Source organism: Methylophilus rhizosphaerae (genome assembly GCF_900100975.1).
Lineage (GTDB): Bacteria > Pseudomonadota > Gammaproteobacteria > Burkholderiales > Methylophilaceae > Methylophilus > Methylophilus rhizosphaerae.
In genome coordinates, this window is sequence record NZ_FNFX01000001.1 from 136,348 (window position 1) to 162,884 (window position 26,537).

Annotated in this window: 22 protein-coding genes; 6 read left to right on the forward strand and 16 right to left on the reverse strand. The window is 52.6% G+C overall.

The window, feature by feature from the left end; translation table 11 throughout:
* Window positions 1–65 precede the first annotated feature (65 nt).
* Entirely contained in the window at window positions 66–791 is a 726-nt protein-coding gene (locus tag BLP53_RS00605) for a siderophore-interacting protein (RefSeq protein ID WP_091468224.1), read from the reverse strand.
* A gap of 35 nt (window positions 792–826) precedes the next feature.
* On the opposite strand from BLP53_RS00605, the gene BLP53_RS00610 reads away from it, so the two are divergent.
* Entirely contained in the window at window positions 827–1,300 is a 474-nt protein-coding gene (locus tag BLP53_RS00610) for a MarR family winged helix-turn-helix transcriptional regulator (protein WP_245652553.1), read from the forward strand.
* Window positions 1,301–1,387: 87 nt separating this feature from the next.
* Here the strand turns inward: BLP53_RS00610 and BLP53_RS00615 are convergent, their stop codons facing one another.
* The 14 genes from BLP53_RS00615 to BLP53_RS00680 all read right to left on the reverse strand — a co-directional run bounded on the left by BLP53_RS00615 (window position 1,388) and on the right by BLP53_RS00680 (window position 15,089).
* A complete protein-coding gene (locus BLP53_RS00615) occupies window positions 1,388–1,597 on the reverse strand; it encodes a dodecin (RefSeq protein ID WP_091470281.1) in 210 nt (69 codons plus the stop codon).
* A gap of 47 nt (window positions 1,598–1,644) precedes the next feature.
* Entirely contained in the window at window positions 1,645–2,148 is a 504-nt protein-coding gene (locus BLP53_RS00620) for a cupin domain-containing protein (protein WP_091468230.1), read from the reverse strand.
* A 53-nt stretch (window positions 2,149–2,201) separates the two neighbouring features.
* On the reverse strand, window positions 2,202–3,296 hold the full coding sequence (locus BLP53_RS00625; RefSeq protein ID WP_091468232.1) for an ABC transporter substrate-binding protein: 1,095 nt from the start codon (window positions 3,294–3,296) through the stop codon (window positions 2,202–2,204).
* Window positions 3,297–3,619: 323 nt separating this feature from the next.
* Entirely contained in the window at window positions 3,620–5,473 is a 1,854-nt protein-coding gene (locus tag BLP53_RS00630; protein ID WP_091468235.1) for an ABC transporter ATP-binding protein, read from the reverse strand.
* A complete protein-coding gene (locus BLP53_RS00635) occupies window positions 5,460–7,328 on the reverse strand; it encodes an ABC transporter ATP-binding protein (RefSeq protein WP_091468239.1) in 1,869 nt (622 codons plus the stop codon). Before BLP53_RS00635 ends, BLP53_RS00630 begins: the two co-directional genes overlap by 14 nt.
* Window positions 7,329–7,418: 90 nt before the next feature.
* Window positions 7,419–8,192 carry an ABC transporter permease gene (locus tag BLP53_RS00640; protein ID WP_091468243.1) on the reverse strand — a complete coding sequence of 258 codons (774 nt, stop codon included), beginning with the start codon at window positions 8,190–8,192 and terminating at the stop codon, window positions 7,419–7,421.
* Between the two features lie 37 nt (window positions 8,193–8,229).
* Entirely contained in the window at window positions 8,230–8,997 is a 768-nt protein-coding gene (locus tag BLP53_RS00645) for an ABC transporter permease (protein WP_091468246.1), read from the reverse strand.
* A gap of 21 nt (window positions 8,998–9,018) precedes the next feature.
* Window positions 9,019–9,423: an ExbD/TolR family protein gene (locus BLP53_RS00650; RefSeq protein ID WP_091468250.1), complete on the reverse strand. Its 405-nt coding sequence runs from the start codon at window positions 9,421–9,423 to the stop codon at window positions 9,019–9,021.
* The gene (locus BLP53_RS00655; RefSeq protein WP_091468253.1) at window positions 9,423–10,166 is read right to left on the reverse strand and encodes a MotA/TolQ/ExbB proton channel family protein; all 744 of its coding nucleotides are present in this window, start codon (window positions 10,164–10,166) and stop codon (window positions 9,423–9,425) included. Before BLP53_RS00655 ends, BLP53_RS00650 begins: the two co-directional genes overlap by 1 nt.
* A gap of 28 nt (window positions 10,167–10,194) precedes the next feature.
* Window positions 10,195–11,034: an energy transducer TonB gene (locus BLP53_RS00660; RefSeq protein ID WP_091468254.1), complete on the reverse strand. Its 840-nt coding sequence runs from the start codon at window positions 11,032–11,034 to the stop codon at window positions 10,195–10,197.
* A 17-nt stretch (window positions 11,035–11,051) separates the two neighbouring features.
* The gene (locus tag BLP53_RS00665) at window positions 11,052–11,921 is read right to left on the reverse strand and encodes an ABC transporter ATP-binding protein (RefSeq protein ID WP_091468258.1); all 870 of its coding nucleotides are present in this window, start codon (window positions 11,919–11,921) and stop codon (window positions 11,052–11,054) included.
* A gap of 234 nt (window positions 11,922–12,155) precedes the next feature.
* A complete protein-coding gene (locus BLP53_RS00670; protein WP_091468261.1) occupies window positions 12,156–13,229 on the reverse strand; it encodes an ABC transporter substrate-binding protein in 1,074 nt (357 codons plus the stop codon).
* A 77-nt stretch (window positions 13,230–13,306) separates the two neighbouring features.
* Window positions 13,307–14,350 carry an ABC transporter substrate-binding protein gene (locus tag BLP53_RS00675; RefSeq protein WP_425412884.1) on the reverse strand — a complete coding sequence of 348 codons (1,044 nt, stop codon included), beginning with the start codon at window positions 14,348–14,350 and terminating at the stop codon, window positions 13,307–13,309.
* A 16-nt stretch (window positions 14,351–14,366) separates the two neighbouring features.
* Window positions 14,367–15,089, reverse strand: coding sequence for a class II aldolase/adducin family protein (locus tag BLP53_RS00680; protein WP_091468268.1), 723 nt, complete (start codon window positions 15,087–15,089; stop codon window positions 14,367–14,369).
* Window positions 15,090–15,399: 310 nt separating this feature from the next.
* Between BLP53_RS00680 and BLP53_RS00685 the strand changes: the two genes are divergently transcribed.
* Window positions 15,400–16,530, forward strand: a complete 1,131-nt coding sequence (locus BLP53_RS00685; RefSeq protein ID WP_091468272.1) for a sigma-54 interaction domain-containing protein — start codon at window positions 15,400–15,402, stop codon at window positions 16,528–16,530.
* A gap of 32 nt (window positions 16,531–16,562) precedes the next feature.
* Here the strand turns inward: BLP53_RS00685 and BLP53_RS00690 are convergent, their stop codons facing one another.
* Window positions 16,563–17,114, reverse strand: coding sequence for an NADPH-dependent FMN reductase (locus tag BLP53_RS00690; protein ID WP_091468275.1), 552 nt, complete (start codon window positions 17,112–17,114; stop codon window positions 16,563–16,565).
* Window positions 17,115–17,552: 438 nt separating this feature from the next.
* On the opposite strand from BLP53_RS00690, the gene BLP53_RS00695 reads away from it, so the two are divergent.
* Genes BLP53_RS00695 through BLP53_RS00710 form a run of 4 tightly spaced genes read left to right on the forward strand, consistent with a single transcriptional unit; the run spans window position 17,553 to window position 26,455 of the window.
* Window positions 17,553–18,857, forward strand: coding sequence for an MdtA/MuxA family multidrug efflux RND transporter periplasmic adaptor subunit (locus BLP53_RS00695; protein ID WP_091468279.1), 1,305 nt, complete (start codon window positions 17,553–17,555; stop codon window positions 18,855–18,857).
* Window positions 18,858–18,877: 20 nt separating this feature from the next.
* A complete protein-coding gene (locus BLP53_RS00700) occupies window positions 18,878–21,964 on the forward strand; it encodes an efflux RND transporter permease subunit (protein WP_091468283.1) in 3,087 nt (1,028 codons plus the stop codon).
* Window positions 21,964–25,074, forward strand: a complete 3,111-nt coding sequence (locus BLP53_RS00705; RefSeq protein WP_091468287.1) for an efflux RND transporter permease subunit — start codon at window positions 21,964–21,966, stop codon at window positions 25,072–25,074. Before BLP53_RS00700 ends, BLP53_RS00705 begins: the two co-directional genes overlap by 1 nt.
* Window positions 25,067–26,455, forward strand: a complete 1,389-nt coding sequence (locus BLP53_RS00710; RefSeq protein ID WP_176755175.1) for an efflux transporter outer membrane subunit — start codon at window positions 25,067–25,069, stop codon at window positions 26,453–26,455. Before BLP53_RS00705 ends, BLP53_RS00710 begins: the two co-directional genes overlap by 8 nt.
* Window positions 26,456–26,537 lie beyond the last annotated feature (82 nt).

Genomic DNA, 26,537 nt, shown 5'->3' on the forward strand with positions numbered 1-26,537 from the left:
CAGAGCCCAGACTTGATAGAAAGTCATCGCTCACGATAAGGTTCGCCACATTGGTTTAGAAAAGATTAAATCTTCTCATGAAAATTAGTCGTTCCCTTTTTCCAATAAGCAGCCGCTTTCATCAGTTCTGTTGGTTGGCCGCGTTCAATCAGCAACGCCCTCACCTGTAAAGCAAAACTATGCTCTCCGGCGACCCAACTGAAGCCATCGCCATCGGGTAATTGTATGGCCCTGACCATATCGATCAACGCTTGGTGAGAGTTAGCCCAGTGTATGTCTCTTGCGGGCACATGGCCGAAGTCGCGGCGGTCACTGTCGTGTTCCACCTGAATCAACGTAATCACCCTGGTATCTACCGGCAACTCTTCCAACCGGCGAGCCACCGCAGGCAAACTGGAAGAATCCGCAATCAACAAATGCCAATCAAAATCCTTGGGAATAATTCTGGAACCTTTAGGCCCGGCAATGATGGCCTGGTCTCCTGGCTTGGCATTCCTGGCCCAATCCGAGGCATCCCCATTCGCATGCAATGCAAACTCAATAGCTAACTCGCACGAGGCGGTATCAAAACTGCGTGGCGTGTAATCGCGCCTGACCGTTTCGCCTTGGCTATTGGTAAAAATGAACGTGATATGATCATCAAACGACAGGCTGTTGAATTGCGCCAGCAATGGCCCGGTAAAAGTCACCGTGACAAACCCTTCGCTTGTATGATCTACTTTCAACACTTCAACAGGTCTTTGTTGCAATTCAAAGCGGACTCTCTCAAACTGATGCTCTTTGATAAACATTTCCATCACACCTTATTTAGTTGATAATATCAACCATGATGACCAACAAAGTAGACATTGTCAACAATAATCCGGATGATACGCATCAAGTTTTTGAAACCATCCACCGACTGATGCACATATTCCGCGCACGCCAATACCGCCTGATACAAGACAGTGGTGTCGACCTGACACATATGCAGCATAAAGTATTAGGTTACTTTGCACGGCACCCAGACGCGACTCTGAGTGATTTGGTAGCGGATTCTGGTAAAGATAAAGCGCAGATTGCACGGCTGATTACCGAGGTGCGCGCGAAGGGTTTATTGGATGCAAAACCCGACAGAACAGACAAAAGGGTGACGAGGCTGAACCTGACTCAAACAGGCAAAGATATATTTGAAAGCCTGAAAAAAGCCGAAAGAGAACTATCCGATCTGGCAGTGCAAGGTCTCACGAAGGAAGAACGCAAAGTACTGCTCAAGCTTTTAGGCGATATTAAAAACAATTTATCAGGCTCAACGCCTTAAACAAGGCCATATACGTTACAAATACCCCACAAAAAACGGCCCGAGAATCAAACCCGGGCCGTGATCAAGACACTACACTGGGTATTATTATTCTTCGATTCTGAAGCCGACTTTAATCGTGACTTGAAAATGTGCGACTTTGCCATCCGCAATATGCCCACGCGTTTCGACGACCTCAAACCAGTTAAGGTGATGTAAGGTTTTTGCCGCACGTTCAATGGCCTTCTTAATGGCATCATCACTGCTGATGGGGGAAGACCCGACCAGTTCAACAACTTTATAAATATGCTCTGACATGGCTCTGTCCTTGATATGGTTGAAGGATTTGCTTGACTGCCAGTTGATTATACTGGCTGCCAAACACGTCCGGGCGCATTCTGGTTAGGATTTCCCTCAATGCGGATCAGCTTGGCCGGGCCATCACGGCGTGGCGAATGAATTTCGTTTTCGTTGTAGACGCGGACATTGCCAGGCCTCAACTCAATAGAATCGCGCAGTTTAACGGTGCCGGGCTTGCCACCTGGCTCTGCGGGCTCAATCACATCCCAGCCATCCATGGTCGTCACGCCAGCCACCTGGCCATAAATGGCCCAGGAAACACCGTGATCATGTGGTTGTGTTTTTCTGGCTTCTTTAAACACGTGGCCCAGAATGGCAAAGCCTAAATCGGTATCTTCGTACAGTACGCGACGTTGTGGTTGGGCATCATCCAGGTATTGCTGTGCGAATGCCTGATCGGACACCACGTCTTGCAGATAGACGCGTACACGCTCGCGGCCAGCCGGACCTTTGTCCTCCAGCAAAAAGGTGCGCACCTGCTGCGCGACCGAATCAATTGTAAAAGCCATGCTTGCTCCTGAAAAAGAAAGATGGCACGTGCAAGACACGCGCCATCATGGTGTTAGGCAGCCAGTTTGCCGCCCTGTTCGTTAGCCAACAGTTGTTGTAAGGCCTGCTGGGCATCGGCCAGTGGTCTGGTATCAATCCAGGCATCAAAGTCAAAGTCACGGTCCAGAATGCCATAGGTGAGCAGGAAGTTTTTCTGCTGACGGAACAGCTCGATACGTTCTGCTGACAAGTCAGGGGCCAGTGATAAGTGGAAATCGTTGCGATAAGCAGCCGCAACGCCTTCTGCCGTACCTCCGGTCTCGCTTTGCAGGATTTCATGCACCCCTGCCAGGTTGGTTTTAGCCCACTCTGCCGCGCGCAGGGTTTGGGTTAAAAAGCGCACCACGATGTCGTAGTGGTTTTCCAGCAGGTAACGGTGCACGGTGATCGGGCGCGGTGTGCCGTTATTCACACGGAAACGTTTTTCCGGCAACGCATCCAGGTCAATTCCCACCACCAGCCCCTGGTCGCGGGCCCCATCCTGCGCAGCAGCGCCTTTGACATACACGGCATCGACTTTGCCTTCAAGCAAGGCATTGAAACTGGATTGCCAGCCACCATAGCGACGACCAGAAGCAGTGACTTCGTTTTGGCCGACTTCTACCAGGTGGATATCATCCAGCGTCAGGCCGACTGAATCCAACGCGCCTTTGTAACCATGCAGGCTGCTATGACGCGTGATGGTACGGCCACGCTTGTTTTCAATCACGTCTTTTGGGTTATAAGCTGGTAATGCCAGGCGTTTGCCTTTGAGGTCTTCCGGGCGGTGGATATTTGAATCCGGGCGCACAATAATCGATTGAGACTCCTCAATCCAGGTCAGGCCGATCAAACTGGTATCGGCGCCTTGTGCCTTGGCCGGGATCGCAAACAAATTGCCACCCTCGCGGATTAGCGTTTGCAGGCCGTGATCGTAATGGTGATGCCTGAAGTCAGCGCTATCGTCATCCTGCAAGGCACGCAGGCGCAGATTGTCTTTGGAAAACTCCTCTTGCAGCCAGCCCAGCTTAAACGCAATACCGGACGCTGTTGGCACGCCACCCTGGCCGTTACCGGCACAACGGGTGAACCAAAGTGTATTGTCTGGAAGTTGTTGTTGGTTACTCATAGCATATTCCTTTAGTAAGTAAAATTATTTTCATGGCAGGTCAAATACGTTGCATTTGCCATGTCAGCAGGTCACACATGATGACCTCTGCGAACACACACAAGACCCAGCTGGGAAGCTGCTCCTGCAGGACATTCCATATCAAATCCTGGGCTTGTTTAACAGTTCACCTAATCTTTTGCATAAAATATGCCAAATGCAGAAAAATTAAATAAAACCTATAATTCAATTACTTACATAAATAAATCAACCCTGGCAGAAATACGAATGTCCGTGATTAAGCAGCCGGGTGATGAGATGGCAACAGTGGATCGTTTATTTCATCAAAGCTGCTCACCCGCCTCATATGCGTGATATAGCTCGGCATATTTGCCCTGCCGCTGTATCAGTTGTGCGTGCGGACCCAGTTCGGCCAATTCACCATGATGAATGACGGCAATCAGGTCAGCATCACGTATGGTGGCCAGGCGGTGCGCGATAATAATGGCGGTGCGGCCTTCGCATAAACGGCGCAGTGCGTGCTGGATACGACGCTCGGTTTGTATGTCGACTGCCGACGTCGCTTCATCGAGAATAAGGATGGTGGGATTGGCCAGGTACGCGCGCAGCAAGCAAATTAATTGACGCTGGCCGTGGCTGAGGTGTGAGCCCAAGGCCCCAACCTCGGTGTGATAGCCGTGCGGCAAGCGGCGGATTAAATCATCAATGCCCAGCTCAGCAGCGGCCTGCTCAAAGTCGGCCAGCGTGGCCTGAGGTTTGGCCAGATGCAGGTTATCGACAATGCTGCCACTAAACAGCACATTATCTTGCAGTACCACGCCGACATGTTGACGCAGGTTACGCTGGCTAAGCTGGCGGATATCAACCTGGTCTATCAGTACCTGCCCTTGCTGCACATCATAAAAGCGCGTCAGCAGCTGGATTAAGGTGCTTTTTCCGTGGCCGGTGGGGCCAACAATCGCCAGCACATGCCCGGCCGGGACGGTCAAATTGAGGTGTTTAATGACTGGTTTGGACTGGTCTGGCAAATAAGAGAAACTGACATTTTTAAACGCAACTGCACCCTGAATGACCGGCAAGGCAATCGCATCTGCCTGGTCTACAATTTCTGGCTTGGTATCCAGTAATAAAAATACACGCTGTGCCGAGGCAACCCCATTGGTATAGCGCTCCACCAGGTCGCCCAACTCTTGCAATGGCCCCAAAAACATATAGACATAAAACAGGCTGGCGGCAAATTGGCCCAGGGTAAGATGGCCCAGGGTGACTTCTTCACCACCGGCGACCAAAAGCAGCATCAGGCCCAGTATGGTCAACACGCCAGTGAAATGCGTAAACCAGCCCGAGGCAATATTACTGCGTACCAGTGAGTGAATAAAGGCATTCACCAGCGTGCGGTAGCGATGCAAATTGCTGTCTTCCTGCACGGTCTGCTTGATAATGCGCACCCCGGCTACCGTCTCTACCAGATGCGCAGTAAAGCGCGTGCGGTTTTCGGCCACACGGGCAAAATGCTGGCTCGAAAGTCTGCGAAACAGGGTGCTGGACAATATCAGCAAGGGAATCACCAGCGCCAGGTGGTAAAACAGCGTGGGTGATACCCACAGCAAAATACCCGCCGCCATGACAAACCTCAGCAAAGCAGAAAATATCTCTGGCGGCCCCTGTATCAGCAAGGGTTCCAGGGCATCAATATCCCTATCGATTCGGGAAATAATGCGACCGGATTTGGTGCGATCAAAATAAGCCACACTCAATTGCTGCACGTGGCTGAACAGGTCTATACGCAACTGGTTCAAAATGCGGATAGCCGCCGTGCCGGAAAAATATTGCGACAGGCCAGCCAGCACAAAACGTGCGGCCCACATACCTGCCAGCCCGATCATGGCCAGGTTGATTACATGCCAATTAAGGCCAACCACAGTAGTACGGTCAGCCGCTGACTCATAGAGCAAACCAGCATCAATGGCCTGCTGAATAAAGTAAGGTCGCAAAAACACGAAACAGACCAGGGCCAACTCCAGCAACATGGCAATAAAAATATAGTTTCGTACAGGCTTGAGCAGTGGTAGCAGGCGCCCGAACATGTTCCTATTCAGCTGCTGTTTGGCCAGGGTTTCTTCGAGTTCGATATCGGACAATGCCCTGACATTCGGGTTACGTTCAGCGGCCATCATCCAACCCCATCAATTCGCGGTATTGCGCATTATTCTGTACCAGAGACGAATGCGTATCTGACGCTACAATATGGCCATCTGCCAGAAAAAGCACTTTATCTGCCAGCAAAATGGTCGATAGCTTGCTGGCGATTACCAGCACCGTTGTCGCCCTGTCTTGCGCTTTCAGCGCGCGGATATTGTTTAATACATTACGCTCGGTCACGGCGTCCAGTGCACTGGTGGCATCATCCAGCACAAGGATGCGTGGCTGCCCGAGCAAGGCACGCGCCAGGCATACACGCTGGCGCTGACCGCCGGACAAAGTCACGCCGCGGTCCCCAATACGGGTTTCCAGGCCATCACTCAAGCTCTCCAGCAATTCTGATGCACTGGCCATTTTTAATGCCCATGCCAGGTCTTCATCAGTCGCCTCCGGTGCCGCCAGCCGCATATTGGCCGCCAGGCTATCAGAGAACAAGAAAGCTTCCTGTGGCACGGTATGCACCTGTTTGCGCAACTCGGCCAGTTGCAGGTCTTTCACATCCAGCCAATGGCCGTCATCCCCGGCAATCGCGACCCGGCCATGGGTGACTTCCGCCAGCCTGGGCACTAGGCCGGCCAGCGTGCTTTTACCTGAACCCGTGGTGCCTACCAGCGCCACAATCTCACCAGCGCCAATTTCAAACGTGCAATCGCTGAGTACCGGATTACCTCCTTCTGGCGGTAATACCGACACCTGCTCAAAACGCAGGGATAAAGGCCCCCCTGGTAAAGCTTGAGTGCCAGAGTGTATTTCTGGCTCGGCATCCAATAAATCCCAGATACGCGCTGCCGACGAGCGGGCATCGGCAAACACCTGTATCACCCGACCGACCCCCTCTACGCGGAAAACCAGCGTATTCACCATCAGCAAGGCGGCAATCAACTGCCCAAGATTCAGCGCCTGTGTGTACACCAGGTGACAGCCAAAACCCAGCACCCACACTTGCCCCAGGGCGACCACAAACTGCGGCAAAGGGATACGCGAGGTATAAAACGACAGGGCAGCAAACGCCTGCGCCATGAAGCGCTGCACCTGTTGCTCAAAACGCTTGATACGGCTGTCTTCGAGCGCAAAGGCCTTGATCACGCGTACGCCGTTAACGCCTTCTGTCAGGTCCTGGTTCACTGCATCGTAGGCTTCGCCCACCGCCCGATCAAGTTTAACCAGGTGTTCGGTTTGCAACAGCAAAATGCCAAAGCCCAGCAAACACAGCAGCAGTGGCACCACGCCTAGCCAGAAGTGATACCAGAATAAAAAGCCCATGGCCGCGCTGACCACCAGTGAGGTATCGACCACCTGGCGCCAAAAGCTGATGAGTGCATCCCGCAGCTTGTCAGAATCGCGCGTAGTACGCGTCACCAGTTCGCCTGCTCCGTGTTGCCAGTGGTAGCTTTGGTCCAGTCGCTGCACCTGAATCAGGATACGCTCACGCAAATGGCCAATCAGGTTCTGCTGGATAACCAGTGATAGCCAGCCGACAAAATACAAGATTGCAGCACGCGCCAGCGCAATGCCGACAATGATCAGTAGCCAGTGCCAGGCCACTTCGCTATCCAGGGTGCCAGTGACCGTGCGCACGATGGCTTTGCCATGCTGCACATCATCAATGGCACGCGCAATCAACCCTTGCTGTAGCGCCAGCATGACATTCGCTGCCGCAAACAGGCCGGTACAAATCCAGAACCTGACTGGTGTTCTGCTATATAGCAGCAGGCAGCGCATCAATGGGTAATCGCGCAGGTTAAATGCCATCAAAGCAGGCCAGCGACGCTTGCCTGGCTGCGTGAATACAGGTTTTTCTTCAAGGGAGGCTTCAGTCAATCGATTCAACTTCTATCTAGTATTCACCTTACCGCAAAGTGGTACAGCGTTTAGCGGTAAGTCTATGTAGGTTTATTGGGATGGCAGGCAACAGCTGGCTTAGCCCACTTGCCGCCACTTGAACAGGTGGGCACTCGCCAGCTTGATCAGCAAGGACATCAGGTACCCCAGCACACCAATGACAAACGTCACGATAATCAGGATATCCATGCGCGAGGCTTCCTGCGCGTTCATCATTAAATTGCCCAGGCCTGCGCCGGCAGTGAATAGCAGCTCGCTACCGATGGTGGATAGCCAGGCAAACGCCAGTGCCAGTGAAAAGCCGGTAAATACCTGCGGCAAGGCGGCTGGCAAAGTGATGCGGCGATAGATTTGCCAGCGGCTCAATCGATAGACCTGCCCGACTTCCCGAAACTTGCTATCCACCTGCAACATGCCTTCAAAGGTGGATAGCACCACCGGGTAAAACGCCGACAGGCTGACGACGATCAGCTTTGAGGTATCGCCATTACCAAACCACAAGGCGAACAAGGGCACCAGGCCTAATAAAGGCACCTGGCGGATCGCATGGTAAACCGGCGTAATCAGGATATTGGCTGTGCGCGACACAGCCACCAGTGAGCCAATAAGGAAACCGGCACTTGCGCCCAGCAACAGGCCGGTGAGCGCACGCTGCACACTGGCCTGCACATTGACCAGCAACTCGCCACTGCGACTGAGCTCAACCACGCCCGCCCAGATCTGCCCCAATGAAGCAAAAGCATAAGCATGATTGGCATCCAGGCGCGACATCGCATCCCAGGCCAGAATAACTAATATCGGCAATACCCAGCCACGCCAGTCGGGGATCCATTTATAAAAAGAATTTTGCATGCGGATGTCTATCTACTTATTTGCTGTGAATGGATGACTATGCTTTTACCGCGGGCTGCCAGGGAATCAGGCGGATCTCGGCCCACTTAAAGATTTTGTCTATGCTAAAACCAACCAGGCCGGTGATGACGACACCAACCATGACTATATCCAGGCGGAACATTTCGCGCCCTAATTGCATCATTTGGCCGATGCCGCTATCGGCGGCCAGCAATTCCGCCGCGACCAGGATAGTCCAGGAGCGTGAAAAGGCGATCCTGAGCCCGGTGAAGACCGGTGGCGTAATGGCCGGAATAATCAGCTTGCGATACAGCGTCGTTTTGGGCAGGTGATAAATACGCGCGACTTCAAAATAGTTGCGGGATACCCCCTTGGTCGCATCATAGGCCGCCAAAGCCACGGTCAGGAAAGCTGCCTTGACCACGATAATGACCTTGAAACTCTCATCTACGCCCAGTAACAGAATCAGGATAGGAATCAAGGCGATGGTAGGTACCTGACGCAACCCCTGGAACGTGGGCAGTACAAACGCTTCCACCCGCGGTGAAATGGCCATCCAGATACCAAACAGCACGCCAGTCACGGCGCCTGTGCCAAAGCCGATCAATAGCCGCAAGAAGCTGGTTTTGAGGTGCAACGCCAGCTCGCCACTAGCTACCAGTTCCTGCAATGTCGCCAGCACCGCAGCCGGCGAGACCAGCACATCGTCAGAATACCAGCCGGCTGCAGTTGCCCACCACCAGACCACCAGTAACAGCAGCGGTGATATCAGGAAAGGAAGGAATCGTTTCCAATCACGTGTCATGAATTATTGCCCTTATACTTGCTACTCACCCTGCGTCAGCACCGCCACCCGCGTAATGCCGGCCCGTTCTATCGCCGCCATCACTTTGGCCACCTTGCCATAATTGACAGCTTCATCAGAACTCAGGTGCAAAGTTACATCCGGGTTATGGTCATGCAATTGCTTGAGCGCAGGCTCTATCTTTTCCAGGGGATATTCCTCACGGTCAATAAACAGCTTGCCCGCCGCATCCACTGACACCGTGACCGGTTTTTTCGGCTCAGGTGCCTTGGTGGCTGCAGTCTTGGGCAGGTTGACCTGGATCGCATTGTTCATCAATGGCGCGGTGACAATAAAAGCCACCAGCAGTACCAGCATGACATCAACCAGGGGCGTGACATTGATTTCACTCAGTACATCATCTTCAGCACTTGTTGAAATAGCCATTATGCAGTTGCTCCTTTGAGGTTACGCACCACTGCAGACGTCCCAGAGGCAACGAACTCGCCCGGCCTGGTCGCATCGGTTGCTTTTCTGAATGTCACGCGGCGGGAAACTTTAATCAGGTCTTCGGCAAAATCATCCAGGTTATTACTACTTGTCTTTAAGCGACGCAGGAAGAAGTTGTAAGCCAGCACGGCAGGGACCGCTACGGCAATACCAATGGCAGTGGCGACCAGTGCTTCACCAATCGGGCCAGCAACAGCTTCCAGGCTGGCGGTGCCCAGTTTACTGATGTCAGTCAGCGCATGCATGATGCCCCATACCGTGCCCAGCAAGCCGACAAACGGCGCGGTACTACCGATACTGGCCAAAACGACCAGGCCAGCTTCGCGCAAGACTTTTTCTTTCTGGATTTGCTGGCGTAAGGCCCGCTCCAGCACTTCCTGGCGGTCACCGCTATGACGCAAGTCATCCGCGGATTCGGCATCCAGGTCTTTCAGCGTTTCAAAGCCGATCTGGGCAACGCGGTAAGCAGGGCCATTATGCCCTTCCAACGTCGCAGCTTCCTGCAGGCTCTTGGCGCCCCAGAAGGCTGCCCTGAATTTGACGTTCTGCTTTCTGATCAGCCAGACCTGGAAAGACTTGGCCAGGATAATTGTCCAGGTGACACCAGATGCCACCAGTAAAGTAATCAATACACCAAGCACCACAGGGGATGCACTTTGATAGGTTTCCAAACTAAACATGTTATTTCCTTCTCTTCAAATTAAAAAATTACTGCAGCCTGAACTCAACCGGGAATACTGCCCAACCTTCAACGGGTGTATTTCCACGCTTTGCCGGTGTAAATGCCCATTTTTTTGCTGCAGCAACCGCAGCATCATCCAGCAAACTGAAACCACTGGATTTCTTAACCTTAACTTCTGCAGGTTTGCCGTTCGGCAGGACCTTTACTCTCAGAATAACCGTGCCTTCACTGCCTTGATCTGCTGCAAACTCAGGATATTCCGGTGGTGGATTGTTTAAATGGCCAACACCGCCTTTGGCCTCTACCAATGGCTCTTCTTTCACCACCGGTGGCGCAGGTGGGGCGGGCTCTGGTGCCGGATCGGCAACTACAGGCCCGGTGGTTTTGGCGGCGGTAGTGTTTTCCTGCACTACCATGTCATTTGGCGCAATATTTTGCTCGGCCGGTGCCGTTTTCAGCGCCGCTGGCTTGGGTGCCACTTTAGGCGGCGGCTCGGCATGCTGCACCTTGGGCGGCGGTGGAGGTAATGGTTTGGGTGGTTCAATCACCGGGGGTGGTTCAATTTCGGGTTTCACAAACTCGACAATGACTTCGGTTTTTTTGGGCTTGACGATGCCAGGCTGCTTCAAGGCATTGATAAAACCTGTGAGCCCCAGGATATGCGCCAGCACCACCACAGCGATAAGTACCAGCAATTTGTTGCGTGGGATAATCTGCTCTACATGATGCAATTTGCTAACCACACGCTCAGATAATTTGTCAAAATCCTCGCTGGTGGCAACCAACTTCCTGGCCTTGCTTTTATCCGTCAGGGAATCCCAGATCGTGGAATGCTGCGCTGGCGTTTTTAGTGCCGTTGTTGACATACAAACTCCTAATGACTCTAACTAATCTCGATGAAGTCACTTAGGACATCATCCTTAATACGTTGAAACTCGGCTGAAGTGCGGTGCCGCGGCCTAGGCAAATCTACCTCCACCACACGCTTGATACGCCCTGGATTCGCCTCCATGACCACCACGCGGTCCCCCAGGAACACAGCTTCCTCGACATCATGTGTGACCAGAATGGAGGTCGTGCCTTCGGTTTCCCACAAGCGTTGCAACTCCTGCTGCATTTTGAGCCTGGTCAACGCATCCAATGCCCCGAACGGTTCATCCAGCAATAACAACCTGGGTTTAAGCACCAGCGCCCTTGCAATCGCCACGCGTTGTGACATGCCACCCGAAATCTGATGAGGGTATGCATTTGCAAAGCCGCTCAACCCAACCAGCTCAATCTGGTGGGTCACCCTCGTTTTCACTTCATCCGGCGTTAAACCGGAAGATTCCAGCGCCAGCGCGACGTTTTCCCTGACAGTCAACCAGGGGAACAGGCGGTGCTCCTGAAATATCAGGCCGCGATCAAGCGAAGGCCCCACCACTGTTGAGCTCAACCAGGCAATGCTGCCGTCATACACCGTATCCAGCCCGGCAATCAATCTCAATAATGTAGATTTACCGCAACCGCTGCTGCCAACGATAGAAATGAACTCCCCCTTCACAACTTGCAGGGAAAAGTCGGAAAGTACATTCAAGGGCTTGCCATTTAACTGAAAAGTCTTGGAAACACCACCCACATCAAGCACTGTGGTTGTACTAGCCAAGGCCAGATGGCTTACGCCATTTAATTGCGCAACGGGTGCTGTAGCATGATCAAGATCGCTGATACTTTCCTGATCCAGGTAATTTAAAGCGGCTTTGGTACGACCCATGACTCTTCCTGTACAAAACAATAGTTCTATATAGGCAAGCCCTATGCCAAGTTTGAGATAATTAAATTTCCCTTTAAAAACAGATAACTATGAATATCTTGTTAAATATGGACAGTTAAGAATGTTGTATATCAATCATTTGAGTGATCGCTGGTGCTGTTATAGCAACAGACATAAAAAAACAGATGGAAGGTATCCATCTGTTAATAGTGAAATTGCCCGGAAGCAAGAATATTATTGTTTTGATGCAATCTGGGATGGCGCCCAGAAGGTTTCCAGTTTCAACTCTTTTAAAGCTTTGTCGACAAAGCTCGCATTCAAGAGCTGGTTGATGTTGATCTCATTGCGGATCAGCCCTGACTCACGTGCATAGGCTGCAGCCCGTTTATAGTGATCAATCAGGGCCTGGTCGTACAGGGGGGACCAACGGTCACGCCAGCTGACACTATCCTCTTCATAATCACGCCTGGCCACACTCTCGGGCTGCACCACGCTTGCATATTCTTTCAAGTAAGTTTCCTTATGTGCTTCTTGCGCAGCCCAGTGGTTGGCCTTGATAAACGAAGTGACAATTGCCTGGGTTAATTCCGGGTATTGCTGCACAAAATCATTGCGTGCCCACAAGCCTCCCATCAGTTTCCAGTCCGGCGGAGCGTTTTTAGTCGACCAGATGATCTTGCCCACCTTTTTATCCACCAGGTTATAAGCGTCACTCAGGGAATAAAAAGCATCCACGGAACCACTGGCCAGTGCAGCTGCGCCGACTTGTGGATTCACATTCACAATTTTAAAATCAGTGAGTTTGAAGCCGTTTTTTTGCACCAGGTTGGCAAACGCGATTTCCCATGGCCGTCCCCGGTGCAAGGCAATGCGTTTCCCCTTGAGGTCTGCAATATTTTTTGCAGTGGAATTTGCCGGGACAACAAGATACGAATTGCCACTGCGTCCCCAGGGCGCTACGAGCTGCACCCGTGGTTTGGAGCCATTGAGGATAATCGGTGGCAGATCACCATAGGCGGCAAAATCGATGGTTTTATTGGCAAACGCTTCGTTGATAATCGGCCCGACCATGGCGGTGGCTGCAGGCACCCACTCGACTTTTACCCCCCGCTTTGCCAGCTCGGCATCCAAACCGGTTTCTGTGACTAATTCCGTACTGCCCAAGTAGCGGGTTTTACCGTTGACGTTATATGCAACGGTTGCAATACGGACGACTTTCGGTTCGTTTTCCATACTATAAGCATCGGTTGTGCCAAAGAAGAACGCCAGTACCGATATTGAAAAACCATATTGTAAAAACTTAATCATGCTTACTCCTATAAACTGCAAGCCATCACGTTCATCCCGTGATGACTTATTTGCAACGATTCCAGACACCCAAAGGGTCAAGCGACAGCTGCATATTGATGCAATAACTGCCCTGCTTCACGCAACGGCCTGTCATCCACCCATGCATCCAGGTCAAAATCCTTGTCCAGGAGCCCATGTACTAACATGAACTGCTTTTGCTGCCTGAACAATTCGATACGCTCTCTGGATAAATCCGGGGCCAGGTGCAAATGGAATTCCTCACCATAGGCCGTGGCCACGCCCTCTTCACCGGAACGCGTCTCCGATTCAAGAATGTCGCGCACGCCTTTAAGGTTATTTTTGGCCCAGTCCGCTGCCCGCAGGGTCTGGTATAAAAACCTGACGACCAGGTCAAAATGATTTTCCAATAGGTCCTCATGGACAGTAATCGGCCTGGGTGTACCGTTGTTCACGCGTGTAGATAAATCCGGAAAGCTATCCAGGTCAATGCCGACAACAGCACCTACCCGTTTTGCGGCATCCACGGCGGAGGCACCTTTCACGTAGACGGCATCCACATGCCCGGCGATCAGGGCATCCAGGCCAGCCCATAACTCACCCAGCCCGTTACGGTTACCGCGGCCGGAAGCCACTTCAACCAGGGTGACATCATCCAGCGTCAATCCGGCAATCTTAAGTGCTCCCTTGTAACCGTGCAGACTCATGCCACGTGCAATACTGCTGCCGCGCACATGGCTGGGGATGGGGTGATCAATAAATGCCGGCAAGGCAAGACGCAAACCTTTCAAATGCTCAGGCTTGCTGATGCCGCTGTCCGGCCTGACCAGAATGGCCTGCCACTCATCAATCCAGGTCAACCCGATCAATCTGGTTGGTGCACCCTGGGCCCTGGCTGCCAGGGCCAGCAAATTGCCGCCTTCACGGATCAGGCTGTTTAACTCATGATCGTAATGGTGTTTTGATAATTCTTTTGGCGCCTCTTGCAAGGTCGCTATCCTGATATTGTCACGCGCAAATTCATCGGTCAGCCAGCCTAATTTATAAGCCAGCCCGGTTGCAGTCGGTACCGGGCAGCGCGTGAACCAGATTTGATCAATATTTTGTTGGGTGGTAGTCACAATTTTTCCCTTGCTGTTACAGGTCGGAAGGACGCAGCAGCCCTTCTTCTTTCGCCTGGTCGTATAGTTTGGCCATTTTCCATTGCTGTTTCAGCACCCCGGGACCGTACTCTCTTGAACCACCCAGCGCTTCTGCAAGTGTCTGTAATTTGGCACCTTCTTCAAGCAATAAAATAAACTCGGCTAATTTACGTACACCTTGTTTACCCCAGACCGTGGAGCCACCATTGGCTTCGAGGATGGCAGTATTGTGAGGATTGATGGCAATCTGATCCAGGATGAAATCAACTTCCTGCTGGCGGCGGTCAATATAGATAGGCAATTCCTTAATCAATTGAAAGCGCTGGACAGGCACATAACGGATAGGTAACGTGCGATGTGTTTGTGCCCATGCCCCCAGGTAAACGGAGTGGACATGCGAAATGGTGGTGACGTCAGGATGCGCCTGGAATAACTTCAAATAGCGATTAACTGCTGCACCGTTGCCCTTGCCTGCATAGACAACGCCATCAAAATCAGCGACTAATGCTTCAATCGGTTTATTTTTATTAAATGGGCCCGGGTCGTTCACGATAATCAACTTCTCCTGGCTAGGCACCCTGTGCACAAAGCCAACCGTACCATTGGCAGTAATGGTGCCAGTTTCCCGGAACACCTCGAATGCCAGTTTGGCCTCGGCAACGGTTTCTTCAATGTAACGATCCAGATCCAGCTCTGTATTCACTGTTACGACTGTCATTTCCCAACCCTTTCTTTTTTCATTCGGAATTTCATCCCTGATGGTGGCAAAGAATGTGCCACTTTATTAAATTTAAAATTACCCTTTAAAATCATATGTTTAACTATTTTTCGTTTCATCATTAAGGGTTGAAATCATGTTGCGGATGCAGCAGGTGTTTAAATTGAGTCAGTGAAATGTTGAATATCTAACTGGCAACCATCGCTATCATATTTATAACAATATGGAATATAAATATAATTTATAGAACTTTGACTTATTAATGATAAATATAATATATTGACTCGCCTGTTAAGTGAGGGAGTCAAAAATGAGCGCACAACGCTGGGATATCCGTGATTCATACACAGAACGTGTTGATCATGTGATTACTCACCCAAACCCGTCCGCTGTCAGCTTGTCTGTTCGTGCAAGCGCACTGGTCTTCAGCGACCCGAAATCGCAAAACCTGCTTTCTTTAATCGAAAGAATTGCCACCAGCGATGCGACAGCATTAATTATTGGTGAAACTGGGACGGGTAAAGAGTTAATTGCGAGACACATCCACTCGTTAAGCAACAGGCGAAATGGGCCTTTTCAGGCAATCAACTGCGGGGCATTCTCGGAAACGCTGGTTGAAAGTGAGTTATTTGGGTATGAAAAAGGCGCTTTTACCGGAGCCAATACTTCAAAAATCGGCTGGTTTGAAACAGCGAATGGTGGCACGTTGTTTTTAGATGAGATCGGTGATTTACCGCAGTCCACGCAGGTGAAACTGCTTAGAGTATTACAGGAACGGGAAGTAGTGCGCGTCGGTTCCAGAAAACCGGTTCCCATTGATGTGAGGCTGATTGCAGCGACCAACGTCAATCTGGAAGAAGCAGTCAAAGCTGGCAGATTTAGAGAGGATTTATACTATCGCATCAAAGTCGTGCCTGTTGATTTACTGCCTTTAAGAGAACGGCGTGGAGATATTCTGCCTCTGGTTGAACACTTTCTAAATGTTTACCGCAGCAAGTTAAATACCTCAAAACACACGCTGTCGCCAGAGACTACTTCATTATTAATGGAGTATGCATGGCCCGGCAACATCCGCGAACTGGAAAATGTCATTCATCGTGCAGTGTTGGTCAGTACGTCAGATACATTGTCGCCAAAGGACTTGAATTTACCCAAGCTCAGCCTTAATACCCAGCATGCACCCAGTGAAGATGACCGGCATGTTTCTATCGTTGCCAATAAAATCAGCTTTGAACAACAGAGTACGCTCTACAAATTGGAAAATGTACTTGAAGAACTATTCGAACAAGCCCCTGATAACCTGTATGAGCTGATTAATGGGTCTACTGTCAGAAAAGCTTATGAACATAGCAAGAATAACCAGGTGCATACAGCTAAACTATTAGGCATTAGCAGAAATATCTTGCGTGCCAGGCTTAAAGAACTAAACCTCATTGCATAAAAGGGGCCGATGGCCCTTTTTATGCATATTGATTATGCGACCAACGCCTCAGCTAAATGCTGTTTGATTAATACACTTGCCTGCTCTAACGCCTGATCAATCCGTTGCTCGATTAACGGACTTTCCAATTGATAATCCTTGAACTCAATATCTTTGGCGTAGATAGTAGTAGGAATAGTATAAATGCCAAAAAAGCTCGCCAGGCTCCGCAGGTGGGATTCCAACACTAGTGCATGATGATCGCTGCCACCTGTAGCCACCAATATAGCCACTTTTCCCGTCAGTTTCTTGGGGTCGATTAAGTCAAAAAAGTGTTTAAGCAAGCCGGTATAAGAGGCTTTATAGATGGGGGTGCCGATTACAATCAAATCGGATTGATGCAGTTTCTCATATACTTGCGTCAAACTGGCGGGAAAATTATTAAATGATACTGTAGGCCCCAAATCTTCAGCGATCTGAGCAATATCAATCACATCGCCAGGGCTATGAAACTTTTGGCTCGCTCTTGTGACAACAGCATTTACTAATGAAAGCGTTCTGGATGGGGTCGTGATATTTCCTGATATTCCAATAATTTTTGGCATTTCAATTTCCTAAGTGATATATGCAATACATCAATAGCAAATTAAATGCCATTTATTTGTTTATTAGAAATCAATCAATTAGAATTTTAATGTTGCTATCGCTGCATAGCAGGCAGCATTTAGTGTTGCTTAGCGTGCAGTACATATTCTTTATTACAGCAAATCTCGAAGTTTGTATCTGAACAGATACAACTTAAAGCTTTGAATGAAGCTCAGATAAAACATAGCATGACGGAGTATAAAGGAAGTTCCCTCAAGAATGCTTTGGCCGGTGCCCCAGAAATGGCATGCTTTCTGCTAACCGCATGCAGCCAGTGACAGACGGGGAATACCAAGACTATTTCATCAAATAGTGAAGATTTTTTGCCTGTCTGGCAACATAATAGATGCCGCTAAAATAAACCTTAGCATTAGATGATTAACTGACTGTGTAATTTGATGCCTTTTAAAAAACTACTCATTAATATCTCAATTGCTGTGTTCGTAATCGTTAGCGGAATATGGCTCTGGGGAAAGATACATCCAGGCGATACTGAAGCTCAAACAGAGGCAATTCCGGAACAGTCGGGCACAGGCAGAAAATATGGTCATGCCGGTGCGGGCGGCCCTCATGGTGACAAGGCCGTACCGGTATTGGCCGCTCAAGTCACCAAAGCGGACATTCCGGTGATCTACACGGCACTGGGCACTGCGACACCTTCGGCAGTGGTCACCGTGACCAGCCGTATTGACGGGCAGCTGATACAGGTGCTGTTCCAGGAGGGCCAACTGGTGAAACAGGGGCAGTTACTGGCCAAAATTGACCCGCGCCCGTTTGAAACGGCACTGGGCCAGATCCAGGGGCAGGCAGCGCGTAACCAGGCCTTGCTGAAAAACAGCCAGATTGACCTGGAACGATTTAAAACCTTGCAATCCCAGGATTCCATCGCTTCGCAGCAAGTGGACTCCCAGGCCTCACTGGTACAGCAATACCAGGGTACTGTGCAGGCGGACCACGCATCACTGGAAAGTGCCAAACTGCAACTGGCCTTCACCAATGTGACAGCGCCCATTAGTGGTCGTATCGGCTTGCGCCAGGTGGATTCCGGCAATAACATCACAAGCGCCAACCCGATTGCCATCATCAATGCCGTGCATCCTATCCACGTGGTATTCACCTTGCCGGAAGACAAAATCGCCAGCCTGATCAAGCACTCACAGAATGACGGCAACGCACGCAAACTCACGGTGGAAGCCTGGGATAAATCGAATACCAGATTACTATCCACAGGCGTGCTGGCCAGTATTGATAACCAGATTGATACGACCTCCGGCACTATCAGGCTCAAGGCTGAATTTTCCAACCAGGATAACCAGTTGTTCCCCAACCAGTTTGTCAATGTCAGGTTACACAGCGACACCCTGCGGGATGCCAGTGTGATCCCGGTGAATGCCGTGCAACATGGCGCCCAGGGTGCCTTTGTCTACCTGATTAACAGCAGTGACAAGGGAGACGAAGTGACCTTGCAGCCAGTTACGGTCGCTTATAGTGATGGCGAGCGCGCTGCCATCTCGCAAGGGCTGAATGCCGGGGCGCGAGTGGTCAGCGGTGGTACGGACAAATTGAAAGACCATGCCAAAGTCACCGTCAAGGACCCATCACGAGGTTCAGGGGCAGATGCTGGCGCAGAGAAAGAAACAACAGCGCATACATCGGCAAACCAGCCGTCAGGCCGCCAGCATCGCCGTGCTGCGGCTGAATAATTGAGGCTACATTCGTTGTCATGAATCCTTCGCGCATTTTCATTATGCGTCCGGTAGCGACTTCGCTACTGATGATTGCAATTTTCCTGGCTGGTATCCTGGCATATACACTGTTACCAAAAGCTGCTTTACCGCAAGTCGATTACCCCACGATCCAGGTAGTGACGCTGTATCCGGGGGCCAGCGCCGAAGTCATGGCCATGAATGTCTCTTCCCCGCTGGAGCGTCAGTTTGGTTCCATGTCAGGGCTGGCGCATATGTCTTCGGCCAGTTCCGGCGGCGTGTCCGTGATTACGCTGCAATTCACGCTGAAAAACAGCCTGGATGTGGCGGTGCAATCGGTACAGGCCGCCATTAATGCCGCCAGCAGTTTCCTGCCGGCCGACCTGCCCTCGCCGCCCATCTACAATAAGGTCAACCCGGCAGATGCGCCAGTCCTGACCCTCGCAGTGACTTCATCGACGCTGGCCTTGCCCAAACTGAGGGACCTGGTGGATACGCATATGGCGCAGAAGATAGCCCAGGTCAATGGCGTCGGCCAGGTCAGTGTCGATGGTGGCCAGAAACCGGCTATCCGCATCCAGGTCAACCCGGCAGCGCTGGCGGCCTACGGCCTGGGTTTTGATGATCTCCGCACCGTGATCGACAATGCCAACTCCAACCAGGCAAAAGGCAATATCGACGGCCCCTTGCTGGCTTATGAACTGGAAGCCAACAGCCAGCTCAGCTCGCCTGAAGAGTACCGCGACCTGATTATTGCCAATGTTGCCGATCACCCGGTACGCCTGCGCGACATTGCCGAAGTCAGGGAAGCACAGGAAGACAAATACCTGGCGGCGTGGGCCAACCGTAGCCCGGCCATCCTGGTCAATATCAAGCGCCAGCCTGGCGCCAATGTGATCGAAGTCGTCGAGCAGATCCATAACCGCCTGCCTTCCCTGACCGCAGGGCTACCGGCAGACGTGACTGTGACCGAATTGACCAACCGCACCCACACCATACGCAGCGCCCTGGAAGATGTACAGTTTGAAATGATGCTGGCCATCGCGCTGGTGGTGATGGTGATTTTCCTGTTCCTGCGCACGGCAGCCGGTACCATTATCCCCAGCCTGACGGTGCCGCTCTCGCTGGTGGGCACTTTCAGCATCATGTATGCCGCCGGCTTCAGCATCAACAACCTGACCTTGATGGCCCTGACCATTGCCACCGGCTTTGTGGTGGATGATGCCATTGTTATGATCGAAAATATCGCCCGCCATATCGAGGAAGGCGAAACACCCATGAATGCGGCACTGAAAGGCGCGCGCCAGATTGGCTTCACCATTATCTCGCTGACCTTTTCGCTGATTGCGGTCCTGATCCCGCTGCTATTTATGGGCGATGTGATCGGCAGACTGTTTCGTGAATTTGCCGTGACCCTGGCGGTGGCCATCCTGATTTCGGCCTTCATCTCACTGACCCTGACACCCATGTTGTGCGCCAGGTTGCTGAAACCGCATACCGAGCCGCCACCAAATGCCAAAAAAACCAGCCTGATGGATCGTGTTGTGCAACTATATAGCCAGGGGCTGGCCGTGGCATTAAAACACCAGCCACTGGTGTTACTGATTGCCGCCGGATCACTGGCACTGACGGTATTCCTCACCGTGGTGATTCCCAAAAGCCTGTTTCCGGTGCAGGATACCGGCCTGATACAGGTGATGACCGAAGCTTCCGGCGCAGCCTCTTTCCAGCAAGTGAGTGCGGCACAGCAGAAAGTGGTGCATAAGATACTGCGCGACCCAGATGTCGCCAGCGTGTCATCCATCGCGGGTGTCGACGGCGTCAACACCACGCATAATAGCGGCCGCCTGCTGGTGAACCTGAAGCCTTACCCGCAGCGTGCCATCACGGCTGAAGCCGTCATTGCACGCCTGCAACGCACGCTGGCAGGCAGTGCAGACATCCGGCTGTATATGCAACCGGTACAGGACCTGACCTTGTCAGACCGCATCAGCAGCACGCAATACCAGTATTTACTGACCGGTACCGACCTCGCCGCGCTGGATGAACTGTTACCGGTGTTCCTGGAAAAAATGCGTGACTTGCCACAACTCACTGATGTGGTCAGCAACCAGCATGATGACGGCTTGCGTGCGGCCATTGAAGTCGACCGCGACAATGCCGGCCGCCTGGGCATTACCATGGCCGATGTCGATAATGCCTTATACAGTGCATTTGGCCAGCGCATGATTTCCACCATATTCACCCAGGCCAACCAGTATCGCGTCATCCTGGAAGCACAATTGTCGCAAACACCCGGCCTTGCCGCCCTGCAACAGGTGTATGTCAGCAGCAGCAATGGCAAGCAGGTACCGCTGGCCACCATTGCCACCATCACGGAAAAACCCGCCTCACTGGTGGTACACCGCGAGGACCAGTTGCCTTCTGTAGAAATCGGTTTCAACCTGGCGCCTGGCTATGCGCTGGGCGATGCCGTCAGCGCCATCGACCGTATCCAGCAGACACTGGATGTGCCACCTACCGTGATCACACGCTTCCAGGGCGCGGCTTCCGCATTTGAATCGGCCCTCAGTAACGAGCTGTTTTTAATGATTGCAGCCGTGCTCACCATGTATATCGTGCTGGGTATCCTGTATGAAAGCTATATCCACCCGCTGACCATCCTGTCCACCCTGCCCTCTGCCGGCATAGGCGCCTTGCTGGGCCTGATGCTGACCCAGCATCCGCTCAGTGTGATTGCCATTATCGGCGTAATCCTGCTGATAGGTATTGTGCAGAAAAATGCCATCATGATGATCGACTTTGCGCTGGAAGCGGAAAGAACGCGCGGCATGCCAGCACAGGAAGCCATTTACCAGGCCTGCCTGTTGCGTTTCCGCCCTATCCTGATGACCACGCTGGCTGCACTGCTGAGTGCCATCCCGCTGGTCACCGGCGATGGGCCCGGCTCGGAATTGCGTGCGCCGCTGGGCATTGCTATGATAGGCGGTTTACTGGTCAGCCAGTTACTGACACTGTTTACCACGCCTGTAATTTACCTGGCCTTTGACAAGCTGGCACGCCGCTGGCAACCCGCGCCCGCCAGCCCGGAGGCCCTGCACTGATGGCCTGGTATACCGTTTTCATCAGCCGTCCGGTAGCAACTTCACTGCTGGCGCTGGCGATTGCACTGATGGGTATAGGTGCATATTTCGGCCTGCCGATTGCTTCCCTGCCGCAAGTGGAAATGCCCAGCATTGATGTCAACGCCCGCTTGCCGGGGGCCAGTGCCGAAACCATGGCCTCGTCGGTGGCCGCGCCGCTGGAACGCTCGCTGGGCACCATTGCCGGCGTCAATGAAATGACCTCCAACAGCAGCAAGGGACAAACACGCATCAGCCTGCAATTCGACCTGAACCGCAATGCAGACAGTGCTGCCCGCGATGTACAGGCAGCCATCAATGCCGCCATTCCCTTATTGCCGTCCGGCATGCAGAGCAACCCGACCTGGCGCAAAACCGGGCCGACCATGATCATGCATATTGCGTTGACCTCCAGCCGCTACAGCCAGCTGGAGTTGTATGACGTGGCATTCACCCTGCTGGGCCAGCGCATCGCGCAGGTGGATGGCGTCGGCCAGGTCAATGTCAATGGCAGTTCACTGCGCTCGGTCAGGGTAGAAGTCAACCCGACCATTGCCAACCAGTACAATGTGACCATGGAGCAAATCCGCAGCGTGATCGCCAACACCAACGCGCACCTGCCCAAAGGCTTTATTGAAAGCCCGCAGAAACGCTGGCAGATCGATGTCAACGACACCGGCACGCGCGCGGTGGACTTTAAAGACCTGATAGTCGCCTGGCGCAATGGCGCACCTGTCCGTCTGCACGATCTTGCGGAAGTCAAGGACTCTGTCCAGGAGCTGCGCAGCATGGGGACCGTCAATGGCAAGCCCGGCGTGGTCATTTCGGTCAACAATATTCCCGGCGCGAATATCGTGGCCACCGTCGATGGCATCAAGGCCTTATTACCCCAACTGAAGCCGCTATTGCCGCCCGGCATCGAGATGGAGGTGCTGATCGACAGGAGCACCATTGTCAGGAAATCGCTGCAAGAGGTACAACACACTCTGCTCATTTCCATAGGCCTGGTCATCCTGGTCACTTATATTTTCCTGCGCAGCGGTCGTGCTGCCCTGATTCCCAGCATTGCCATCCCGGTATCGCTCCTGGGCACCCTGGCGGTCATTTACCTGTGCGGATTCAGCCTGAACAACCTGACCCTGATGGCCCTGATCATTTCCACCGGTTTTGTGGTGGATGATGCCATTGTGATTGTGGAAAACACCACCCGCCATATTGAAGAAGGCCTGGCGCCGCTAGCCGCGGCATTGCAAGCCATGCGCGAAGTCTCGTTTACGGTGATTGCCATGAGCGTGTCGCTGGTGGCGGTATTTATTCCGCTGCTGTTCATGGATGGTGTGGTCGGCCGCATGTTCAGCGAGTTTTCCATCACGCTGGCCAGTGCCGTGATGATTTCATTGTTCATCACGCTGACGCTGACGCCCATGCTATCTTCCCGCCTGCTCAAGGCTTACCAGCCACCGGCAGGCCTGACCGCCTGGCTGGCACGCGGCTTTGCCTGGCCGCAACAGCATTACCGCACTGTGCTGCACATTGCCCTGCGCCATCGCTTTGTCGTGTTGTTGCTGTTCCTGGCGGCGATTGGCTGTAATGTTTATTTATATTCCATCGTCCCCAAAGGTTTTTTCCCGCTACAGGATACCGGCCGCCTGCAAGGCAATTTTGAGGGCGACCAGAATATGTCTTTCTGGGCCATGCGCACCAAAGTGGACCAGTTCATGCGGATTATTGCCCGGGATCCCGACATTGAAACCTATTATGAATATACCGGCGGCTTCGGTGGTGGCCAGTCGAATACAGGGATGATGAATGCCCGCCTGAAACCACGCGCTGAACGCCAGGCCTCGGCGCAGGAAATTGTGGATAGACTGCGGCCCAAACTGGATAAAGTGGCCGGCGCATCCCTGCGCCTGCGCCCCCAGCAGGAATTTAATATGGGACTGCGGGCCAGCTCGGCCGAATTCCAGTACACCATGCTGTCTACCAGTGTCGAGGACTTGCGCAGTTTCTCGCCCAAACTGCGCGAGGCGATGTCCCGGTTACCGCAGCTCACCGATGTCAGCACCGATGCGCAGGACAAGGGGCTGCAGGTCAACCTGATTGTAGACCGCGCCGCGGCGACCCGTTTTGGCATCACCCAGCGCCAGATTGATACTGCGCTTAATGACGCGTTCGGCCAACGCACGGTGTCGACCATTTATGAACCACTCAACCAGTATTATGTGGTGTTGAGTGTAGCTGCGCGTTTTGCCGAAGGCCCGGAATCACTGGCACAAGTGTATGTCACCGGCAGCAATAGCCAACGTATCCCGCTGGCCAGTTTTTCCCATTGGGAATTGCAAAATACGCCGCTTTCCGTCAACCACCAGGGGCAATTTGCCGCCGCAACCGTTTCATTTAACCTGGCGCAAGGCGTATCGCTGGAAGCGGCCAGCCAGGCCATCGAAACTGCTTTTGCCACGCTGGATCCACCCGCCACCATCCACGGCACCTTTGCCGGCAAAGCCAAGGCATTCCAGGATTCCATGAATAGTCAGCCCTGGCTGATCCTGACCGCACTGATTACCATTTATATCGTGCTGGGCATGCTGTATGAAAGCCTGATCCATCCGCTGACCATCCTGTCCACCCTGCCTTCTGCCGGGATAGGCGCCTTGCTGGCGCTGATCTGGTTTGGTAGCGAACTCTCCATCATCGCCATGATAGGCATCATTCTGCTGATCGGTATTGTCATGAAAAATGCCATCATGATGATTGATGCCGCGCGCTATATTGAACAAACCCAGGGCCTGGTGCCGGAACAGGCCATTGTAGAAGCCTGTTTGCAGCGTTTCCGCCCTATCCTGATGACCACGTTTGCCGCGGTGCTGGGTGCCACTCCCCTGCTGTTTGGCGTAGGTGACGGTGCAGAAATCCGGCAGCCGTTGGGTGTTTCCATTGTCGGCGGCCTGCTACTCGGCCAGATACTCACCCTGTTTACCACGCCGGTGGTTTATATTTACCTGGATAAACTCAGCCAGCGCAGCCACCACTGGCTGCGCCGCCTGTCTTTGACATTACACGCAAAACCACACACGTATGAGCATGATTAAACCGCTAAGCCTGATCACCGCCAGCCTGCTGCTCAGCAGTTGCAGCGTCTGGGAGGCCTATACCCGCCCATCCATGGCCCTGCCGGATCACTTCAAGGAAGCCGAGCAATTTGCCGGCTGGAAAACCGCCACGCCAGGAACGCCGGAGATTTCCGGGCGCTGGTGGCAACGTTACCAGGATCCGCTGTTAACCTCCCTGCTGGAGGAAGTGAATCAGGCCAACTTCACCATCCAGATTGCTGAAGCCAATTATCGCCAGGGGGTAGCGCTGGCTAGGGCCAGCCGTGCCCCATTACTGCCAGCGGTGAATGGTCAATCTTCCATCACCCGTGCAAAAAGTGGCCGCGACAGTGCCGATACCGAATATGCATTAGGGCTCAATGCCAGCTGGGAAATAGACCTCTGGGGCCGTATCCGCAACAGTATTGCCTCCGGCGAAGCCAATGCAGAAGCCACTGCAGCCGACCTGAATGATGCCAGGCTGTCCGTGCAGTCTGTACTGGCACAAACCTATTTCCAGTTACGCATCCTGGACTCACAAAAACTGTTGCTGGATAACACGGCGCAGAATTTTGAACGTTCGCTGACACTGACCACCAACCGCTACAATGTCGGCCTGGCATCACGTACTGAAATTGCCCAGGCCGAAACCCAGTTACGCAATACGCGCGCGCAAGCCATTGACATCACCGCTTCAAGGGCACAACTGGAACATGCCATTGCCGTGCTGCTGGGCAAAACACCGGCAGAGTTTTCCATCCCCGATAGTGCTTATCCCAAAACCACCGGCATCACGCTGCCCATTGCCAACGCCAGCCTGCCAGCATCACTGCTGGAGCGCAGGCCTGATATTGCAGCGGCAGAACGCCGTGTTGCCGTCGCCAATGCGCAAATCGGCATTGCGCGGGCAGCGCTTTTCCCTACCCTGACACTGGGCGCCGGATTAGGTTACAGCAATAGCACAGTGAGTGATCTGCTTTCCCTGCCTAGCCGGGTATGGTCCATAGGACCAGCCCTGGCGGGACCAATTTTTGATAACCAGCTGCGCAAATCACAGACAGATGCGGCCATCGCGCGCTATGACGCAGCGGTTTCCACCTACAAGCAAACGGTGATTAATGGCGTGCGTGAAGTGGAAGATAACCTGGCACTGTTACGTATCCTGGCGGCAGAAGCCACGGAACAGGAAATCGCGGTTAAATTTGCCAGGGAAGCGGTGGAACAGACTGAGAATCGCTACCGGGCCGGCATCAGTGAATACCAGAACGTGGTGATTGTGCAGTCAGCCCTGCTGAGTGCAGAACGTAACCTGCTTTCCATCATGGGGAGGCGCCTGAATGCCAGTGTGGCCTTGATGGTCGCGCTGGGCGGCACTTATTAGCTGGTTAAACGGCCCGGCGCTACCAACTGGCGTATAGCCAATAAAAAAAGCTGTGTCTCTCGACACAGCTTTTTTCGTCATA

Excerpts from the sequence above, each read along its gene's own strand:
- BLP53_RS00605 (WP_091468224.1), bottom strand. The coding sequence starts at position 791 with ATGTTTATCAAAGAGCATCAGTTTGAGAGAGTCCGCTTTGAATTGCAA.
- BLP53_RS00610 (WP_245652553.1), top strand. The coding sequence starts at position 827 with ATGATGACCAACAAAGTAGACATTGTCAACAATAATCCGGATGATACG.
- BLP53_RS00615 (WP_091470281.1), bottom strand. The coding sequence starts at position 1,597 with ATGTCAGAGCATATTTATAAAGTTGTTGAACTGGTCGGGTCTTCCCCC.
- BLP53_RS00620 (WP_091468230.1), bottom strand. The coding sequence starts at position 2,148 with ATGGCTTTTACAATTGATTCGGTCGCGCAGCAGGTGCGCACCTTTTTG.
- BLP53_RS00625 (WP_091468232.1), bottom strand. The coding sequence starts at position 3,296 with ATGAGTAACCAACAACAACTTCCAGACAATACACTTTGGTTCACCCGT.
- BLP53_RS00630 (WP_091468235.1), bottom strand. The coding sequence starts at position 5,473 with ATGATGGCCGCTGAACGTAACCCGAATGTCAGGGCATTGTCCGATATC.
- BLP53_RS00640 (WP_091468243.1), bottom strand. The coding sequence starts at position 8,192 with ATGCAAAATTCTTTTTATAAATGGATCCCCGACTGGCGTGGCTGGGTA.
- BLP53_RS00645 (WP_091468246.1), bottom strand. The coding sequence starts at position 8,997 with ATGACACGTGATTGGAAACGATTCCTTCCTTTCCTGATATCACCGCTG.
- BLP53_RS00650 (WP_091468250.1), bottom strand. The coding sequence starts at position 9,423 with ATGGCTATTTCAACAAGTGCTGAAGATGATGTACTGAGTGAAATCAAT.
- BLP53_RS00655 (WP_091468253.1), bottom strand. The coding sequence starts at position 10,166 with ATGTTTAGTTTGGAAACCTATCAAAGTGCATCCCCTGTGGTGCTTGGT.
- BLP53_RS00660 (WP_091468254.1), bottom strand. The coding sequence starts at position 11,034 with ATGTCAACAACGGCACTAAAAACGCCAGCGCAGCATTCCACGATCTGG.
- BLP53_RS00665 (WP_091468258.1), bottom strand. The coding sequence starts at position 11,921 with ATGGGTCGTACCAAAGCCGCTTTAAATTACCTGGATCAGGAAAGTATC.
- BLP53_RS00670 (WP_091468261.1), bottom strand. The coding sequence starts at position 13,229 with ATGATTAAGTTTTTACAATATGGTTTTTCAATATCGGTACTGGCGTTC.
- BLP53_RS00680 (WP_091468268.1), bottom strand. The coding sequence starts at position 15,089 with ATGACAGTCGTAACAGTGAATACAGAGCTGGATCTGGATCGTTACATT.
- BLP53_RS00685 (WP_091468272.1), top strand. The coding sequence starts at position 15,400 with ATGAGCGCACAACGCTGGGATATCCGTGATTCATACACAGAACGTGTT.
- BLP53_RS00690 (WP_091468275.1), bottom strand. The coding sequence starts at position 17,114 with ATGCCAAAAATTATTGGAATATCAGGAAATATCACGACCCCATCCAGA.
- BLP53_RS00695 (WP_091468279.1), top strand. The coding sequence starts at position 17,553 with ATGCCTTTTAAAAAACTACTCATTAATATCTCAATTGCTGTGTTCGTA.
- BLP53_RS00700 (WP_091468283.1), top strand. The coding sequence starts at position 18,878 with ATGAATCCTTCGCGCATTTTCATTATGCGTCCGGTAGCGACTTCGCTA.
- BLP53_RS00705 (WP_091468287.1), top strand. The coding sequence starts at position 21,964 with ATGGCCTGGTATACCGTTTTCATCAGCCGTCCGGTAGCAACTTCACTG.
- BLP53_RS00710 (WP_176755175.1), top strand. The coding sequence starts at position 25,067 with ATGATTAAACCGCTAAGCCTGATCACCGCCAGCCTGCTGCTCAGCAGT.